This window comes from Rania fehmarnensis (assembly GCF_056494185.1).
Genome location: NZ_CM151398.1, coordinates 3,256,433 through 3,273,822, shown reverse-complemented (window position 1 = coordinate 3,273,822; position 17,390 = coordinate 3,256,433). Strand labels below are relative to the sequence as shown.

Sequence of the window (17,390 nt, the reverse complement as noted above, 5' to 3'; positions counted from 1 at the left end):
CAGGCCGCTAGCGATCCTCCTATCAAACCTGCAATCAAGGACTATTTTCTTCAGCCAAAGCCTACGATCATTACTTACTAGCAGCCCCACCACCGGTAGCAGCGAGGAACTTCATTCAACAGTGACTCCAAGCTTTGATTGGAGTTGTTAAGCTTACTAAGTGTTATTCACTCGGATATGGTTTATGCCAACCACGATCCTCGATTCGTGTTTGTGCCCTAATCCCGAATTGGATGTGTCCACGTGCTTATGAATCATATGCATGACCTGTGGTTATCCTTCATCGTTGGCAGGCATTGGGCGAGGGACGAGCCAACCAATCAATACCAGTGGCGGGCCGTTATGCCGGCGTTGCCAATTGATGGTCAGCTTCAGTCGCGGGCCGTCATCATCGCTGATCATTTCGCCCTGCAATTCCACCGCCGGTAATACTTGCTGTAAAGCCTGGCTGGGTTTCCAATTTCCCAACTCGCTCCTGACCTGCTCTGCGGGTAACAAGGTCAAACGTTCCAACTGGGTCGCCAGTTCCGTAGACGCCAGCCGATAGCTGCGGGCATCTTGCCACAGTTGTCCACAAGCAGTCGATACTTGGGCCACAATCGACATCAGTACCAGGAGCAACGTGGCTGTCACCACCAGTTCAAAGGACGCGATTCCCGATCGTTGGTGAGGTGCGTCCGCACTCTGGCGAGTGCAGCTACGGCATAGCCAGTCCGCACTCTGGCGAGTGCAGCTACGGATTACATGTTCCATTGGATGAACCTCACCAGGTAAGCAAAAAATGAATAGCAGATCCAGAGTACGAGACTGGCGAACAGCAAGACCAATAGCGGCTCGAGCAGCGATGTCAGAGCAGCGGTTCGCGCGGCGATGGCTTCGAGTTTCTTGTTGGCCAGGCGCTTGAAAATCCAGGCGCGCAAATCGCTGCGTGGAGTGCTCTGCAAGGCTTCGGCTTGACCACTGGTAATTACACCCGTTTCCGCCATGCTCTGCCAAACATCTTCGCCTTGCTCGATCTCGTTGCGGGCAACCAATAACTTGCGCCGCAAGTTGGCATCGAAGTGGTAACGCGCCAACGTCGAGATCGCGCCGGGCAGCGGTCGACCTGCGTCCAACGCCGATGCGAACAGGCGATAGAGGTGAACCACGCGGCGCTCGGCTACCGGTTGTAGCAGGCGCGGAGCAATTTGCTGCGATACGAAACGGCGGGGCACGCGGAACCACAACGCCAACCAGGTGCCAAACAAGATCGCGACCAAGATCCAGGCGATGCTGGCAGGCTGACCAAAGGCAGCTTGCAGGGCCACAAAGGCTGGAGGTGGTTCGACACCTAAATCGTCTCCCATCGCGCGAAAGCCCGGCGCGAGCACCAGGGTCATGAACAGCAGGGCCAACACCAACACGGCTGACAAGATCATCCAGTAAGCGGGCGAATAACTGTAGCCAACTTGTTGCGTCTGTTCGTCTTCCCGATGATCGCTAAGCAATTGATCGAATACAGCGGACATGGTTCCTGATTGACTGGCAAACCGAATGGCCAGCACATCTTCGTGGCTGAGCACATCAGGCGTCTGCTCCAGGGCAGCGCACAACGGTATGCCCGCATCCAATCGCCGCGCGAGCCGAAGCAGTTTGGCCCGGTACTGTCGGCGATGTTCCAGCGCCATACATGCAACCAGCGGCGCCACATCCAAGTGCTCGCGAGAGGCCACCGCCAGCAAACGCAAAAGTGATTTCTGCATGCCCGGTAGCGTATCGCCAAACCAGGGTTGCACAAACCAGGTGGGACCTGCTCCGAAGGCAAAGGAAGTTCTGCGCTTCAGGTCCTCAAGCAGTTTGCCGAGTGTCGGGAAGTAACGGCTGATCATGTTAACGATGTCACCATTTGCACCAAAGGCATGAAGAGCGCCACAATGACGAATGCGATCGCCAGGCCTACCAGGCAGATCATCACCGGCGTCGCCAGTCCGGCATTCACCTGCAAACGATACTGGGTACGCGTGCTGTAGATTTCCGATAGTTCGCGAATCAAAGGCACCGATGGTGCTCGATCGGGACCAGCGACTAGCGCGTGCATAAACGTCGGCGGCAGCGCGGTTCGCAGTTGCGAGTGCTGCCAGTCCTGTGCATCCCTTTGCACCTCGCCTGCCAGCCGTTGCCACAAATCTTGATAGAACGCAAAGCGACTAGCCGAACCGGAGATCACTAATGAATCGCTCAGCGGAGCGCCGAGTTCCAGCAACTCGGCTTGCACACTCAACATGTGGCTCATCGCCAACAAGTTAGGATTACTGCCACTGGTGAAAATTCCAAACACGCGCGTGGTCGCCGCATATGCGTTCCAATAGTTGGCGGCCAACACTACGCAGATCACGATACCCAGCGCGGCCAGGCTTAAGGTAACCGGGTAACCGATAATCAGATCGCTAATCCCAATCATCAACATCGTGGGCGCAGGTAACGACAATCCAAACTCCATAAACATCCGCTTGAACCCAGGCACGATCAAGATATACAGTGGCAAGAGCAACAGCACGGCACAAAAAACTAGAAACAATGGATAACTGAGGGCCCACCACCAGGCGGTTACGCGCCGCTGTTGACTGGCCACCTGCGCAGTCCAGCGCGCATACTGCCGCTGCAACAGCTCGGGATCATGCCCGGCGGTGATGACTGGCAACCACACCAGCAGTTCACGATCCGCCAGCAATTGCTCTGAAGTAATCCCGGCTTTGATGCGATTGATGACGTACTGGAGCTGATCGCCCACCACGAATGTCTGCTCAGCTGCAATGGCCTCGAGTATCTCGAGCAATCGCCCGCGACCAGCCAGGATCTTATCCAGCCGCACCAAGTATTCGGGACGCTCGCGAGGCATGGCGGCAATTTGTAGCGCAGCGGCTTCAGCGGGCGATGCTGGTTCCTCGGACAAGCGAATGCCGATCACTTCTAGCGACTGATTGGCAAGGAGTTCGATAGCCAGGGGCACGCTGGGCGCATCGATCTGTCCCTGTCGCGTTTGCCCTTGTTCATCGCGGGCTTCATATTGAAAAATTGGCATGTCTGTCTTTCATCACCGGGATGCGCTGATCACATCAAACAACAGGGCCACAATCGGTGTCACGAGCGCTAAACAGTAGATGAGCACCATCGATCCACCCAGTACGATTCCGACTGCGACCGGCAGCCAGCGCTTGCGATGCTGCTCCTGGTCATCATTGATCAAGCGATAGAACGATGCAGCCAACGTGAGCGGAAACTCATTTGAGGTGGTAGCCGCTTGTGTACCCGGCGCCTCGGATCGCAGTTTACTCAGGGCCCAACGCAACATAGGCAGCTTGCGACCACTAGCAGATTTTGCATCTCCGACTTGCTCTGCGCTCAGCGCAGCCAGCGCGCTGGCCGGCAGCACCCGCTCGTGGGTTATCTGGGCTAACCCCAGTGCCAGATGTTCCGCTCGAGATCGCGCAAGCGCACGTTGCCTGCCAGGTAACCAGGCGAAACGCCAACTCGGCAAACGCCAACGCCATGCCATCAGAACCACTAGTACCACCAGCGGCACGATACTCGCCCACCATGGCGCCCAGTCCCTGATGGTCATTAACCACCGCGTCTGCCAACTGGGGACTGCGTTCATTTGCTCGTAAATGCTGACGATGCGCGGTGCGACGACAATCGTCAAATACAACCAGGCTGCGAAACACAACCCGAACAGTATCAATGGATGTAGCAGCGACAATGATACATCGATCGCTACACTTTGCCGCTTGCGGGCAGGTTGATGCAACATGTCCAGAGCGACGATCGAACGATCGCCGTAACACCAACTCTGCAAGGCCAGGCGATAAGCGGCCGAGACGCCACGCGAATGGGCGACCGTCTCTTGAATACTCTGGCCACGCGATAGCTCACTAGCCAGATGGGCTGTGATCAAGTCGAGCTGTTGATCGAGAGTTTGTTCGGTTAACTCAGCCGCATGCGATTGGCCCGAGTGCAGTTGGCCCGCGTAGCCTAAGTCAAAGTCCAACCCCGCCCGTTGCAACTGACGGAGTTGATCGTGAAACTCCGTCACGTCTTCCAGGGCAATAGGCGGCAATAAAGAGGAGGACATGCGGTGCATCCGAACTATGACAGTTTTCAATCTGGGTAGCCACCGCTGCCAAGCGGTGTTTTTACGTAGCCACCGCTGCCAAGCGGTGGATTCCTCGTGAGGCTAAATCCACCGCTTGGCAGCGGTGGCTACGTAATAGCGCTGTTCAACTAAGCAAGTAGATGCGCCCGCGGTGGAAATTTGTCTATCCACAAGAGCACTTGTGTCTAACGTCGATGCATTTTCAGCGAGGTCGACTCTTTGACTTGCTGAAATGCTTCGTACATGGCCCACGAATGACCAACGCCGGGCTGTTCGGCTAGCTTCACGGCTCGCTCTTCCATCTCTTGGCTGGAGGGAGCACTGGTTCGGCTGCGCCATTGATCGACATGTCGGCTGGCTGGAATGCTAATCACTCCACACACTAGCAGCACGACAACCATTTGCAGCATGCGCCACCAACCGCGCTGTAATCTCGCTTGCTCGCGGGCGGCTTCCAGCACGCGCGGGCGCAGGTTATCGCTGGGCACGACATAACCACCTGCAGCGCGGATCGATTTTTCCAGTTCAGCCAGCGCATCGGGCAGATTACTCATCTTGCACCTCCACGCGTTGGCCATGCAACTGACCAGCCAGCTTCTCCAGCGCATAACGATAACGACTGGCCGCTGTAGCCGGTGGAATCGAGAGTACTTCGGCTATCTCCGCAAACGTCATGTCTTCCCAAATCTTCAGGACCACAACTTCGCTCTGAGGTGTAGGCAAATTGCGCATCGCCAACCAGATGGCGCGATGCATGTCCTCTTGCTCCAGTTGATCAACCGATCGCCGGGTCAACAGGTCAGCCAGGTTGTCGATGAAGCTCCAACGTCGCTTGCGCCGCAGAATCACCAACGATTCATTGCGGACCATGCGCAGCAGATAGGCCCACGGATGGTCGGCCCGAATCAGCAACTGACAATCGACCACCACCTTCAGCAGAGCTGCACCAACGGCATCTTCCGCATCGTGTTGATTGCGCGTGATCGTGGTCGCAAATCGCACCAGCCGATTGGCCGTTAGATCATAAAGCCCTGACAGACCCGCTTCGCCGCTTTCAGCGATGCAGTGCGCAGATTGTCGAACTCGCTGGTTCAGGGGTAGAGGAGATGACATGATCCTCTTAGGATGCGCAATCGCCGCCGATTTGTCTAAGCAATTTTGGATTTTTTTAGACACGTAGCGGCGTCTCTCCGAGACGCCGAATCTGTCAAACCGAGTCTCGGAGAGACTCGGCTACGTGATTACAGCCTTTGCAGGCCGTAAGGCTGCGGATCGATGTGGGGGGTGCGGCCGCCTAACAGCTCGGCCACCAGCTTTCCGCTGGCCGGCGCCATGGTCAGCCCCAACATATTGTGGCCCGCCGCCAACCATACATTTTCATATCGCGGCGTCTGGCCAATGATCGGCAAGCTATCGTAGGTCATCGGCCGCCATCCAAACCAAGTCTGCAGCTCCGGCTGGCAGTGCGGCTCGCGCAGATAATGACTGGCACCGGCCCGGAGCAACTCCAAACGTTCGGGCTTAATCGATTCATCGTAACCGGCAAACTCCATGATCGAACCCAAGCGATATCCGGACTTCATCGGAGTCACTGCCACGCGATGCTCGGGGAAGATCAACGGAATCGTTGGGCAGATCGATGGGCGGGGCATCGTAATCGAATAACCTTTGCCGGGCTCGATCGGAATATGTTTGCCGATCAGTTTATCGAGCTTGGGTGTCCAGGCTCCCGTAGCAATCAGAAATCGATCCGCTTTGAATTGTCCTGTCGAAGTATCAGCAGCCTGAGCCACGCGGCCATGGCCCGAAAACTCGCGCAGTTCGCACTGTTCCACAAACTGCACACCTTGCCCGCTCAGTTTGCTTCGCCAGGCTTGCATCAAGCGGTCGGGCCTGAGGTGACCGTCATGCTCATAGTACCATCCACCGGCAATCCCCGGCTTGAGCGCCGGCTCGAGCGCCAAGGTCGCATCGACATCCAACTTGGTGGCCGGTTCATTAAACGATTCAGCCAACAGCGTATTGGTCGGTTCGTACGCATCTAACTGCGCACGACTCAAATACGCAAACAGCAGCCCACGCTTCTCCCATTCGCAATCGAACTGGTCGCTGGCGAACATTTGTTCGTATTCATGCATCGACGAAGACAACAGCGGCTGAATGGCATGCGCGGCGGCCAGCATATCACGCGTGTTGCAGCGCTTGGCAAAACTCAGCATCCAACTCCAGAGACTCGGATCCAAACGCGGCTTGATACGAAAGGGGGCTGAAGGCGATAAGAGTGCCTTGAACGCTCCCTTCAGAGCGGCTGGTTCCGTCAGGGGCAATACGTGACTGGGACAGACCAGTCCGCAATTGCCCAGCGAACACGCTCCACCAATCGTTCCGCGATCAATCACCGTAACTTGCCAACCATCGTCGACCAGGTAGGCTGCGCTAGCCACGCCGATCAAGCCACCGCCAATGATGACGATCGAACCACGGTCGCTAGAATTCAAATTCATGAACGAATGCCCATGCAAAATGGATCGGCTGGATCGAGAATCAAGTCGGCTTCTGCATTAACCCAAGCCGAACCAACCAGGCTCACTTGAACACTAGCGGGTTGGCCGGTTTGTTGATCCACTGTCAATGTTTTGTAGCTCGCTTCAAAGCGACTGCCGATCACGCTGGCTTGACGCCACAGTTGTCCGGGAGCGAGTTTACCGGCCGCGGCCAGGCAAGCGACTTTGGCACTAGTGCCCGTACCGCAAGGTGAACGATCATATTCACCGCCGGGACATAAAACGAAGTTGCGAGCATCGGCCTGGTCACCGTCCATGGCTGGACCTACCAGCTCCACATGGTCGATCTCCGCGCCATCGGTGCCGCAGCTGTTTGCAGCAGCCAGTCCGCGACGTACTCGGTTCGCATAATCTTGCAAGCGCGACAAGTTGCTGCGCTCGACGGATAGTTGCGGGGCAGGGCAGAGGAAAAACCAATTGCCCCCCCAAGCAATGTCGCCACAAACCGAACTACCATCGTCCAGCTTGACTGGCACATCGCTGCGATAGCGATAACTGGGTACGTTTTCAATTTGTACGCGCGCCTTGTCCAGCAGTTCAAACCAGACTTGCCCAACTGGCGTATCGATTGAATGACGTCCCGGACCAACGCGACCTGCATGAGCCAAGGCGACGGCGATGCCGATCGTGCCATGGCCACACATGTTCAGATAACCCACATTGTTGAAAAAGATCACACCGCATGCGCTCTCGGGGCGCTCGGGCTGGGTGATGAGCGCTCCCACCATGCATTCGCTGCCGCGTGGTTCGCAGGTGATGGCTCGTCGCCAATCATCAAATCGAAGCGCGAAGCGCTCTTTGCGCTGCGCCATGGTGCCGGTGCCAAGATCTGGACCACCCGCGATGACAACTCGAGTTGGTTCGCCCCCGGTATGCGTATCGATCACGCGAATGCGATGCATAGAAGTAATCAACTCAGCAGATGTCCACCACACTCAGATTGACAATTGGCAATAATCTTGGCGACCGCCTCGTCGACTTCGCCACTGGTCAGCGTGCGATCTGGACTTTGGAAGACCAGCGACAGCAGCACGCGTTTCTTTCCAGCTCCGTCTTTCTTTTCGTCGCGATAAGTTTCGCGATATTCGACTTGCTGCAGTTGCGTACCGCCGCTGGCGCGACAGACGGATTCTAGTTGAGCCCAGCGGAGCGCTTCGTCGAGAATAAAATTCAAGTCGCGACTGATGGCAGGGTAGGGGCTGACGCGCTGCGAACGCCGAATCTCTTCTAACGATTCGATCAAGGTTTCCACCACCAGTTCGGCCATCGCCGTCTTAGGATCAACACCCAGGGCTTTGGCCGTGGCTTTGCTGATCAAGCCCACATACCCCAGCAGTTGTCCATGGACTTCATATCGTGTGGCTGTGCCTCGCTGGAACAACTCATGCTCGAAGGCTTGCGGCGATAGCTTGGTGCCTCGGGCAAAACAGGCGGCGGCAATGTCTTCTACCAACCCCTTGGCCACTAACAAATCATCGCCGGTAACCAGTGCCAACGTCGATTGTTCGTTCGGTAAACCACCATCGGCACTTGGCAGGAAGACCGTAGCCACTTCATACAAGCTGGCATCGCGACCACCCACAGTTTGATTGGCAGCTCGCGCGCTCAATAAACTTGGCAGCAGTGAACGTCGCAAGGCTTTAGCGCCTTCCAGCAGCGGCGTATCGGTCACCAGGGCAGGGGCGCTGGTCCATGGACTGCCACAGTTATCTTGCGCCGCCGGCACGACGCTGGGCGTAATCGCTTCGTCAATGCCATACGAACTCAGCACGCCGCGTACGCGTGAGAGTACGATGTCTTTGCGACGCACCGGCGCCACCGTCAGTGGCACGATGGCATCTTCGGGAATCTTGTCGTAGCCATAGATGCGCGCGACCTCTTCCACCAGATCGATTTCGCGCGAGACATCGCGCCGCCAACTAGGCGCGATGACTTTCAACGTCGCAGCGTCAACCGATTGGACTTCGCAACCCAGCGCCAGCAGGATGCGCATCACCTCTTCACGCGGTACATCGATACCCAAGACGCGCGGCAATTGCGATTGGCGAAACGTAATCGGAGCAATCTTCTCACTGGCTCCGCCACTATCGACGCAACCGGTGGCCAGTTTGCCTCCGGCCACTTGCAGAATCAATTCGCAACAGCGGCGACTGGCCCAATCAAGTCCACTGGGGTCGGGGCGACGTTCGAAGCGATACGATGATGGGCTATGCAGTTTTAACTTGCGAGCCGTGCGCCGAATCGCTAACGGTTCGAAGGCCGCAGCCTCGATTAGCACGTTGGTCGTGGTCGGCGATATCTCGCTCTCGGCGCCACCCATCACGCCACCCAAGGCCACTGCGCCCTCGGCATCAGCAATGACAACTGTTTGTGGATCGAGTTGATACGTGCGATGATCGATCGCCAAGAACTTTTCGCCGGCCTCAGCCGGGCGCACGATAATCTGGCGACCACGCACGCGATCGAGATCAAAAGCATGCAGCGGTTGACCACATTCGAGCATGACATAGTTGGTCACGTCGACGATGTTGTTGACCGAATTGACACCAACTGCAGCCAACCGTCGCACTAGCCACTCTGGACTTGGGCCGATCTTGACGCCCTGAATCACGCGAGCCGTATAGCGCGGACAACCACTGGGAAAACGATTCTCGACCTTAACCAAATTGCTCGCCAGCAGAGCTGAGTCTTCGACGATCTTGGCTGAGGGCACGCATAAGTCATTGCCCAAAAGCACCGCGGCTTCACGCGCGACGCCGATGTGACCTAAACAATCGCTGCGGTTACTGGTCACTTCCAGATCGATGACCGTATCGCGACCTACTTGGGTCGTCGATTCATGATTGAGGCCCGACATGGCAAAGCGGTTAGCCAAGTCGTCTGGTTTCACATTCAAGCGAACGTACTGTTCCAGCCACTCCCAGCAAACCAACATGGCTTAGGCCCTAACTCTTGACAACATGGTTCGAGCACAAAACGCTCGGAATTAAAACTGTTCCAGAAAGCGTACGTCGCCGCGGAACAAATCGCGAATATCTTCTACGCGATGCCGCCCCATGCACAAACGTTCCACACCCAAACCAAAGGCGAACCCCGTAACTTCTTCGGGATCATAGCCCACGGCTCTCAAGACATTGGGATCGACCATGCCGGCACCGCCGAACTCAATCCAACTGCCTTTCCAAGAGAAGTCCGCTTCGACGCTTGGTTCGGTAAACGGAAAGAAGCTGGGCCGAAAGCGAATCGTCACATCCGAACCCAAGTAGTTGGTCGCGAACATCCGCAACACGCTCTTGAGCTGGGCCATCGTTACCGAGCGATCGATCCACAAGCCTTCCATTTGGTGGAACATAGGAAAGTGAGTTTGATCGGCTGGATCTGGGCGATACACGCGACCGAGTGAAATGATGCGCACTGGCGGCGCATGTTTCTCCATCACGCGAATCTGTACGGTGCTGGTTTGGCTGCGCAGCAATCGCGCATCGGCTGCCGCGGGATCGATAACACCACCGGCCAACTTATCAGCCGTAGCCAAAAAGAAATTGTCTAGTGGATCGCGGGCCGGATGATCTTCGGGAATGTTGAGCGCGACGAAGTTGTGCCAGGTGTCTTCGACTTCGGGGCCTTCCACTACCGCGAACCCCAAGCGTCCCATGATTTGCTTGAGATGTTCGATCGTTTGCGTAATCGGATGCACATGGCCCAAACGGCGACGCACGCCCGGCAGTGTGGGATCGAGTCCTACCGGTATGGCTTCTTCGGCCCCCGATTCAACTCGCGTAGCCGCCGCATCCAACGCTGCCTGGATACGATCCTTCACTTCGTTGAATTTGACGTAGCCTGCGCGCTTGTCGGCTGCTGCCAGGGTACCAACGTCTTTCTGCAGTGCTTTCAGTTGGCCACTGCGAGCGCCGGCGAACTGCACACGCGCAGCCTCCAACGAGGCCGCGTCGTTAGCGGCACTTAGCGCAGACTCCGCATCCTGCGCCAAGCGATCGAGTGCTTGGATTAGCTCGTCCAGTTGCATAGTAGTCCAACTAGAAAACGCTGAACTAACTTATGCCAGCGCGGCTTTAACCTTCTCAACCACCGTGGCGAAACCAGCCGGATCATGGATAGCCATTTCCGAGAGTTGCTTGCGATCGAGGTTGATGTTGGCTTTGGTCATACCATGAATCAGCTGGCTGTAGCGGAGATCATGTTGCTGGCAGGCTGCGGAGATACGAATGATCCACAACCGACGGAATTGACGCTTCTTGGCGCGGCGGTCGCGGAAGGCGAACACACCTGCTCGAACCAGCGTTTCCTTGGCGGTACGCAACAGCTTGCGACGACCACCGACGTAACCAGCAGCGCGTTTCAGAATGCGCTTGGTTGCTTGCCGCCTGGCGGCACCTTTACGTGTTCTCATCGAACGAAATCACTTTCGAACTGCTTACCTCAGGTCCCGTCGACAGTTAGCTGATCAGTGCTTGACTGATGCATGCTTGCAGCCCAAGAGGGGGGCACAATGGCCGTTTTTAACTTGGGTGGGCTGTGTTTGGTCGGCGGAGTTGTCACCCAGGTAACTGGACTAAAAAACCCCTCTATTCGTAGCGTTCGCACTACACGTAGCCGAGTCTCTCCGAGACTCGTATTGAACAGTTTCAGCGTCTCGGAGAGACGCTGCTACGTGAACCACGTAGCCGAGTCTCTCCGAGACTCGAAAAACGCTGCCTTTCGCGGAGCGAAAGGAGACAATTAGTAGCTATTGTGGCGGAGAGCGTCGTGAATCATGCGGGTGAACGGGGTATCGAGTACCCGGGTGCCGCGCAGATTTCGCTTACGCTTGTTGCTCATGCGTACGGCCAAGTGGCTGGTGCCCGCTCCGCGGTGCTTAACCTTGCCGTTGGCAGTAATGCGGAACCGCTTCTTGGTTCCCTTGTGCGTTTTCATCTTGGGCATATTCGGCTGGCTCCCTGGAGTCTGGCCTCAGGTGCGAAAATACTAAGCTGTATCGGAAAACGCAGGATTCTAACGGTAGTTTGTTTCATCCACAAGGCGTAATCAGCACGTGGACACGTCCAATTCGGGATTAGGGCACTCCTTGTGTCAGGGCGAGCTAAGCCCTGAACAAGTCAACGCCTTTGCCACAACACAGGCTAGAAGCCTATGCCACAACACAGGCCGCAGCCTATGCCACATAACAAACCGAGCAAAATTGCCAGCGGCGCGCCCCTGAGAGCGTGTTCCCCGGCCCTGAACACTGTATCTTTGCTAGTTGATTGAAAACCCTTTGACCCGATAGAGGCTCATCGAAATGTCGACTGCGTTAATTATCTTGATCGCCTTGGGCGTGATGGTTGTCTTGTTCTTGCTGTACCTGGTCTCGATCTATAACGGGCTGGTCAGCCTCAAGAATCGCTTCCAGAATGCGCTGGCTCAAATCGATGTGCAACTGAAGCGACGTTATGACTTGATCCCCAACCTGGTGGAAGTGGCCAAGGGATTCATGAAGCATGAACGCGAAACACTCGAGGCGGTCATCAAGGCTCGTAACTCCGCGTTCAGCGCTGCTCAAACTGCCGTGGCCGATCCCACCAACGCGCAGGCCATGCAGGGCTTGACCACTGCCGAAGCGGCCTTGGGGGGCGCGATGACCAAGTTCCTCGGCTTGGCCGAAGCTTATCCGGACCTGAAAGCCAATCAGAACATGTTGGCCTTGCAAGAAGAACTGGCCAGCACCGAAAACAAAGTTGCCTTCTCACGCCAGGCCTACAACGATGCCGTGATGAATTACAACACAGCCATCGAACAGTTCCCAGGCAATATCGTGGCCGGCTTTGCCAACTTCCGACCGGCCAGTTCGTTTGAAATCGAGCTGCCTGAACAGCGCGAAGCGGTTAAAGTTCAGTTCTAATCAGCTCGACTATCTGGAATCACTTTTGTGGACTTCTTTGAGCATCAAGAGCAAGCCCGCCGCAGCACCCTGTGGCTGGTGGCTGTCTTCATCATTGCCGTTATCGTTGTCATCATCGCCGTGTATGCGGCGGCGGTGGGCATCGTAACGATGGCGGAGAGCAAGGGCGACCAAGCTCACGAGTTTCGCCTGTGGATCCCCGAATTGTTCGCAGCCGTCTCGGCAGGTACGTTGATCGTTATTACCTGCGGCAGCTTGTACAAGATCTGGCAAATCGGTGGCAGTGGCGAACAAGTCGCGCTGTCACTGGGTGGACACGAAGTCAATTCCAATACGCGCGACTTGGGTGAACGCGTGTTGCTGAACGTCGTCGAAGAGATGGCTTTGGCTTCGGGCACGCCCGTTCCTCCGGTCTATATCATGGACGAAGAGGGCATCAATGCATTCGCTGCTGGAACTACGCCTCAGAATGCAGTGGTCGGTATCACGCGCGGGGCTGTCTCGACGCTGTCGCGTGATGAGCTGCAAGGTGTTATCGCGCACGAGTTCAGTCATATACTCAACGGCGACATGCGGCTGAACATTCGCTTGATGGGTTGGTTGCATGGCATTCTGCTGCTAGCCATGCTGGGTTACATCTTGGTGCGAGCCGGCGGCCACGCTTCGTATTCCAGTAGTAACAAGAAGAACGATGGCGGCGCGTTCTTTATGATTGCCGGCCTGGCCTTGATTGCGATCGGTTATGTGGGTGTGTTCTTCGCTCAACTGATTAAAGCGGCCGTCTCGCGTCAACGTGAATTTCTAGCCGACGCATCCGCGGTGCAGTTCACACGCAATCCCGATGGCATCAGTCATGCCCTGATGAAAATCGGCGGCTGGAAAGATCACGCCAAGATCAAAGCCGCCGGGGCAGAAGAAGCCAGCCACATGTTCTTTGGCAGCGCACTGACGTCGAACTTGTTCGCCACGCATCCACCGCTCCAAGAGCGCATTCGCCGACTACAACCGAATTTTGATGGCACGTTTCCGCAGGTCTCGCCAGTCCGACATACACCCGATGAGATTATCGACCCGCGTCGCTTAACCATGCAGCGCAGCGAAGCGGCCATGGGCCTGGCGGCTGGTGGTCGCGATGTGAATCAAGCTCATGCAATCGCGGTCGCTGGTGCCGAACACCTGGCCGCGCATCCGACAGCGGTGGTGGATTCGATTGGCCAGCCCACCATGGAGCATATTCAACAGATCCATGGCCTGGTCGATCAGCTGGAACCCGTGCTAGCGACCAACGTCCGCGATCCTATGGGTGCACTGGCGGTCGTCTATGCTTTGCTGCTGGCCCCGGCCGAAGATCCCATGCGTGGTCAACAATTGACCTCGCTGCAAAACATGTGCGATCAGTTGATCTTACGAGAGTTGGTTCGTGTCATGCCGGCTATCGATCGCCTGGCCGCCGAGCAGCGATTGCCAGTAGCCTGCCTGGCATTGCCGGCTCTGCATCAACTATCACCGGCGCAGACGTTGGACTTGAGAAACATCTCGCGAGCGCTAATTCGCATGGACAATCGGACCACGCTCTTCGAGTTCGCCGTGCAGCGTTTCATCGCCAAGCGGCTTGTGGCCCGATTGCAAGAGCGGCCTGCCAAGCTGATCAGCCAACGCCCGATCACTGAATTTCGCGCAGAGTTCAATGAAGTGCTTTCGATGTTGGCCCGCGTGGGCAATCCGCAGAATCCTCAAGTGGCCTTTTCAGCCGGCTTGCAAGCCCTCGATGCGCACGGGACTTCACTCAAGACGGGCCAGATCTTAGCTGCTGAATCGTTGAGTGTCCCGTCGCTGGACGCGGCCCTGGATCGCTTGGAGTCCGCCGCCCCGGCCAGCAAGCGGAGCATGTTAGCCGCTTTTACTGCCTGCATCGCAGCCGACCATCACGTCACCGTTCAAGAAGGCGAACTCATCCGCGTCATCGCCGACGCCCTAGGCTGCCCCGTCCCACCGATTGTGATGTAGGACGGGTCTCCAGGCCCGTCCGATCGTCTTGGCGTGCTGGCCGTGTCCGCTTCAGCGTCCGTTGATTCTTGCTTGCTTAAATGCCGCAAGCACCATGATGGACGGGCCGGGAGACCCGTCCTACTATTCGCAACCAATGGACTACGTCACAGGCAGAGTCTGGTTACCAGGCTCTGCCTGGTTACCCACTGCACCGCAGGCTCCGCCTGCGCATCTGCAGGGCAAGAGTATTAAACGCAGAGACGCAGAGGATGTAGGACGGGTCTCCAGGCCCGTCCGATCGTCTTGGCGTGCTGGCCGTGTCCGATTCAGCGTCCGTTGATTCTTGCTTGCCTAAATGCCGCAAGCACCATGATGGACGGGCCGGGAGACCCGTCCTACTATTCGCAACCAATGGACTACGTCACAGGCAGAGTCTGGTTACCAGGCTCTGCCTGGTTACCCACTGCACCGCAGGCTCCGCCTGCGCATCTGCAGGGCAAGAGTATTAAACGCAAAGACCCAGAGGATCGCAGAGAAGAACCTCGCCTAGCGGCTATATCGTTTAACCCGTAGCCGCCAGGCGAGGCGATCGAAGGCGTTGACCTCGCGCAGCACGTGAACTCCTTGAGCAAACAGATACTCAGGTGAACGCAGCGTTGGGTTAGAGGGTGCGCCTCGCCTGGCGGCTACGGGTTAAACGAGTTAGCTGAGCCTGAGTACGAGGCTGTGGCTACTTTTTGACTACCCAGATGTTACGGTAGACGACTGGGTTGCCGTGGCCTTGGAGGTAGAGGCCTTCGGGCGATGAACCTTCGGGTAAGCGGCCGGGGGTGCCTGACTTCAAGTCCAAGTTATCTTGGACTATGACGCCGTTGTGCTTGACGGTCAAACGCGCGTTGCTGGTCTTGGTGCCCGCCGCATCATACTTGGCGGCGGTGAAGTCGATGTCGTAGGTTTGCCAGGTCAGCGGTGGATAACACATGTTCACCTTGGGCTTGGCAATCTTGTAAATGCCACCACACTCGTTGTCTTCGCCATTGAGCCCAAAAGAATCCAGCACTTGGAGCTCGTAGCGACTTTGCACGTACACGCCGCTGTTGCCGCGAGCTTGTCCACGAGCTTCCGGTCGAAACGGAGTGCGAAACTCGATGTGCATCTCATGATCGCCGAACTTTTCCTTGCTAGCCGTATCGGCCATTAATAACTTGTCGTCGGTCAACTGACCGCCTTCGAAGTGCTCGGCAGTGCTGCCGTCAAATAGAACGATCGCACCGGCCGGCGGCTGCTTGCCCAGGGTGCTGCTTTCGCGGACAACTCGCTTGAGTTGGCCGACGCTTTGATCTTTGTAAGTCACCGTGATCGTCTCAGCGGTAACTTCGGCGTTGACCTCGTTGGTCACATCATTACCTTTGAACACAATCCGGTCACCTTGGCGAGTCCCTTCGGAGACGCGCTTGTCAGTGCCAGGGACAAAGCCATCGCCGGGCAAACCATCGGGGTAACCGACCAGCCGATACTTGCCTTTACCCATCGCAATCACCTGCGCGCCCCAAGCCTGCCCGCCGTTGATTGCCAACTCGCCTTTGTATTCACCTTGCAGCGCGTATTCTTCACCCGCATTCTTGGGGTCAGTGAAAGTGGGACCATCGCCATCGGCAGCCGAAAGCGAAACTGGCACCAACACCAAAGCGCAACACATATACCGAGCAAATTTGAAAAGCAACATCGATGTAATTCCTGAAGTAAGTAATTGAAGATTGGAGATTGGAGATTGATGATTGGCAATCGGCAATCATCAATCGCCAATCGGCAATCATCAATCGGCAATCATCAATCGCCAGTCGCCAATCAGTCGCTGTCTTCGGAGGCTTGGGGTGGTTCGTAGCTGAACTCTTGCCACTTGACATTGTAGTCCATCGGTTCGATGCGCAGAACAAGGTCACCACCTTGGAAGAGGCGGACAGTGCCGCTGGACTGGCTGACGACGATGGCGACGGCTTTAGTGATTTGCGAGATGGCTGCACCGGCCCAATGCCGCGAGCCGAGGCCTTTGGAGAGCGTCAAATCAGTATGTTTGACTTCGATGATTTGGCGGCTCTTTTCGACGACGCCTTCTGGCGTGACCACAAAGGCGCCGTCCATCTGCGCGATTTCTTTGATGTCTTCGCGCACGCGGGGATCGAACAGATTGCGGCTCTTGCGATCGTAGCCGCGCACCGGGTCCAGGCCGCTGTCCTTGCAATGGTTCAGCACGCGCCGGGTATCGCCCATGACGAACATCGTGCCGACCTTCTTGCCTTCGCGACCTTCGCGGCCAATTTGGGATGCCAAGTCAATTACGACCTTCAGACTCTTCAGCGGCACACTACTTTCAAGTTGTTGCAGGTCGCGCGAGGTCAAGCGTCGCATGCGGTCGTCGAGCCGAATCAGACTGATCGAGTCCATCTTGTGGTGTTCGAAACCGCTGTAAACAGCGATCACGTCGCAATTGTTCTTCAAGACCTGGTCGGCTACTGCTTCTAGCAATGCGTGTTGCAAGCGTTCCAGCAGCGGCGACTTTTCTTTGTTCAGCGGCAAGGGGATCAAACCCGCTTCGGCGGCCCCAGCCAAGTCTTGTTCAAGATCGGCCGCTACAATGACCCGGGCGACGTTTTCGGGAATCGCTTGCCGCAGTTTTTGCCAGTCCGTACTGCCTTCCAGGAGCACCAGCAATGCATCGGCATGGGCTTCGGTTACCAGAGCGCCCGCCGCATGCAAAATCGTCGTGAATTGCTTGGTGAACTTCTGGGCGGACATAGGCGTGTGC

Annotated in this window: 16 protein-coding genes; 2 read left to right on the top strand and 14 right to left on the bottom strand. The window is 56.6% G+C overall.

The genetic code is table 11. From position 1 onward, the window contains the following. Nucleotides 1-273 precede the first annotated feature (273 nt). From SH573x_RS11105 to rpmI, 12 genes are all read right to left on the bottom strand, one after another. A complete protein-coding gene (locus SH573x_RS11105) occupies nucleotides 274-753 on the bottom strand; it encodes a hypothetical protein (RefSeq protein WP_479355008.1) in 480 nt (159 codons plus the stop codon). Then, nucleotides 741-1,868 carry a type II secretion system F family protein gene (locus SH573x_RS11100; protein ID WP_479355006.1) on the bottom strand — a complete coding sequence of 376 codons (1,128 nt, stop codon included), beginning with the start codon at nucleotides 1,866-1,868 and terminating at the stop codon, nucleotides 741-743. The genes SH573x_RS11105 and SH573x_RS11100 overlap by 13 nt, the downstream gene beginning before the upstream one ends. Continuing rightward, nucleotides 1,865-3,061: a type II secretion system F family protein gene (locus SH573x_RS11095; protein ID WP_479355004.1), complete on the bottom strand. Its 1,197-nt coding sequence runs from the start codon at nucleotides 3,059-3,061 to the stop codon at nucleotides 1,865-1,867. Before SH573x_RS11095 ends, SH573x_RS11100 begins: the two co-directional genes overlap by 4 nt. A 12-nt stretch (nucleotides 3,062-3,073) precedes the next feature. Continuing rightward, nucleotides 3,074-4,111, bottom strand: a complete 1,038-nt coding sequence (locus tag SH573x_RS11090) for a type II secretion system F family protein (protein WP_479355002.1) — start codon at nucleotides 4,109-4,111, stop codon at nucleotides 3,074-3,076. Between the two features lie 206 nt (nucleotides 4,112-4,317). Next, a complete protein-coding gene (locus SH573x_RS11085) occupies nucleotides 4,318-4,686 on the bottom strand; it encodes a hypothetical protein (RefSeq protein ID WP_479355001.1) in 369 nt (122 codons plus the stop codon). Next, on the bottom strand, nucleotides 4,679-5,245 hold the full coding sequence (locus tag SH573x_RS11080) for an RNA polymerase sigma factor (RefSeq protein ID WP_479354999.1): 567 nt from the start codon (nucleotides 5,243-5,245) through the stop codon (nucleotides 4,679-4,681). The genes SH573x_RS11085 and SH573x_RS11080 overlap by 8 nt, the downstream gene beginning before the upstream one ends. A 128-nt stretch (nucleotides 5,246-5,373) precedes the next feature. Then, a complete protein-coding gene (locus SH573x_RS11075) occupies nucleotides 5,374-6,636 on the bottom strand; it encodes an NAD(P)/FAD-dependent oxidoreductase (protein ID WP_479354998.1) in 1,263 nt (420 codons plus the stop codon). Beyond that, nucleotides 6,633-7,598, bottom strand: coding sequence for a proline racemase family protein (locus tag SH573x_RS11070; protein WP_479354996.1), 966 nt, complete (start codon nucleotides 7,596-7,598; stop codon nucleotides 6,633-6,635). Before SH573x_RS11070 ends, SH573x_RS11075 begins: the two co-directional genes overlap by 4 nt. A gap of 8 nt (nucleotides 7,599-7,606) precedes the next feature. Further along, nucleotides 7,607-9,631, bottom strand: coding sequence for a phenylalanine--tRNA ligase subunit beta (gene pheT / locus SH573x_RS11065; RefSeq protein WP_479354994.1), 2,025 nt, complete (start codon nucleotides 9,629-9,631; stop codon nucleotides 7,607-7,609). A 51-nt stretch (nucleotides 9,632-9,682) separates the two neighbouring features. Then, on the bottom strand, nucleotides 9,683-10,723 hold the full coding sequence (gene pheS / locus SH573x_RS11060; protein ID WP_479354992.1) for a phenylalanine--tRNA ligase subunit alpha: 1,041 nt from the start codon (nucleotides 10,721-10,723) through the stop codon (nucleotides 9,683-9,685). Between the two features lie 30 nt (nucleotides 10,724-10,753). After that, nucleotides 10,754-11,107, bottom strand: coding sequence for a 50S ribosomal protein L20 (gene rplT / locus SH573x_RS11055; RefSeq protein ID WP_479354990.1), 354 nt, complete (start codon nucleotides 11,105-11,107; stop codon nucleotides 10,754-10,756). 329 nt (nucleotides 11,108-11,436) lie between these two features. After that, the gene (gene rpmI / locus SH573x_RS11050) at nucleotides 11,437-11,640 is read right to left on the bottom strand and encodes a 50S ribosomal protein L35 (RefSeq protein WP_479354989.1); all 204 of its coding nucleotides are present in this window, start codon (nucleotides 11,638-11,640) and stop codon (nucleotides 11,437-11,439) included. A gap of 355 nt (nucleotides 11,641-11,995) precedes the next feature. Between rpmI and SH573x_RS11045 the strand changes: the two genes are divergently transcribed. Together SH573x_RS11045 and SH573x_RS11040 are read left to right on the top strand one after the other, a co-directional pair. Next, entirely contained in the window at nucleotides 11,996-12,595 is a 600-nt protein-coding gene (locus tag SH573x_RS11045) for a LemA family protein (protein WP_479354988.1), read from the top strand. 27 nt (nucleotides 12,596-12,622) lie between these two features. Continuing rightward, on the top strand, nucleotides 12,623-14,602 hold the full coding sequence (locus SH573x_RS11040; protein ID WP_479354987.1) for a M48 family metallopeptidase: 1,980 nt from the start codon (nucleotides 12,623-12,625) through the stop codon (nucleotides 14,600-14,602). A gap of 712 nt (nucleotides 14,603-15,314) precedes the next feature. Here SH573x_RS11040 and SH573x_RS11035 read toward each other — a convergent pair. Further along, nucleotides 15,315-16,310, bottom strand: a complete 996-nt coding sequence (locus tag SH573x_RS11035) for a 3-keto-disaccharide hydrolase (RefSeq protein ID WP_479354985.1) — start codon at nucleotides 16,308-16,310, stop codon at nucleotides 15,315-15,317. A gap of 122 nt (nucleotides 16,311-16,432) precedes the next feature. Next, complete coding sequence (locus SH573x_RS11030) at nucleotides 16,433-17,380, bottom strand: DNA integrity scanning protein DisA nucleotide-binding domain protein (protein ID WP_479354984.1); 948 nt, start codon at nucleotides 17,378-17,380, stop codon at nucleotides 16,433-16,435. Nucleotides 17,381-17,390 lie beyond the last annotated feature (10 nt).

Coding starts and splice junctions, on each gene's coding strand:
- SH573x_RS11030 (WP_479354984.1), bottom strand. CDS start 17,380: ATGTCCGCCCAGAAGTTCACCAAGCAATTCACGACGATTTTGCATGCG.
- pheS (WP_479354992.1), bottom strand. CDS start 10,723: ATGCAACTGGACGAGCTAATCCAAGCACTCGATCGCTTGGCGCAGGAT.
- SH573x_RS11045 (WP_479354988.1), top strand. CDS start 11,996: ATGTCGACTGCGTTAATTATCTTGATCGCCTTGGGCGTGATGGTTGTC.
- SH573x_RS11070 (WP_479354996.1), bottom strand. CDS start 7,598: ATGCATCGCATTCGCGTGATCGATACGCATACCGGGGGCGAACCAACT.
- SH573x_RS11035 (WP_479354985.1), bottom strand. CDS start 16,310: ATGTTGCTTTTCAAATTTGCTCGGTATATGTGTTGCGCTTTGGTGTTG.
- SH573x_RS11090 (WP_479355002.1), bottom strand. CDS start 4,111: ATGTCCTCCTCTTTATTGCCGCCTATTGCCCTGGAAGACGTGACGGAG.
- SH573x_RS11085 (WP_479355001.1), bottom strand. CDS start 4,686: ATGAGTAATCTGCCCGATGCGCTGGCTGAACTGGAAAAATCGATCCGC.
- rplT (WP_479354990.1), bottom strand. CDS start 11,107: ATGAGAACACGTAAAGGTGCCGCCAGGCGGCAAGCAACCAAGCGCATT.
- SH573x_RS11080 (WP_479354999.1), bottom strand. CDS start 5,245: ATGTCATCTCCTCTACCCCTGAACCAGCGAGTTCGACAATCTGCGCAC.
- SH573x_RS11075 (WP_479354998.1), bottom strand. CDS start 6,636: ATGAATTTGAATTCTAGCGACCGTGGTTCGATCGTCATCATTGGCGGT.
- SH573x_RS11100 (WP_479355006.1), bottom strand. CDS start 1,868: ATGATCAGCCGTTACTTCCCGACACTCGGCAAACTGCTTGAGGACCTG.
- rpmI (WP_479354989.1), bottom strand. CDS start 11,640: ATGCCCAAGATGAAAACGCACAAGGGAACCAAGAAGCGGTTCCGCATT.
- SH573x_RS11105 (WP_479355008.1), bottom strand. CDS start 753: ATGGAACATGTAATCCGTAGCTGCACTCGCCAGAGTGCGGACTGGCTA.
- pheT (WP_479354994.1), bottom strand. CDS start 9,631: ATGTTGGTTTGCTGGGAGTGGCTGGAACAGTACGTTCGCTTGAATGTG.
- SH573x_RS11095 (WP_479355004.1), bottom strand. CDS start 3,061: ATGCCAATTTTTCAATATGAAGCCCGCGATGAACAAGGGCAAACGCGA.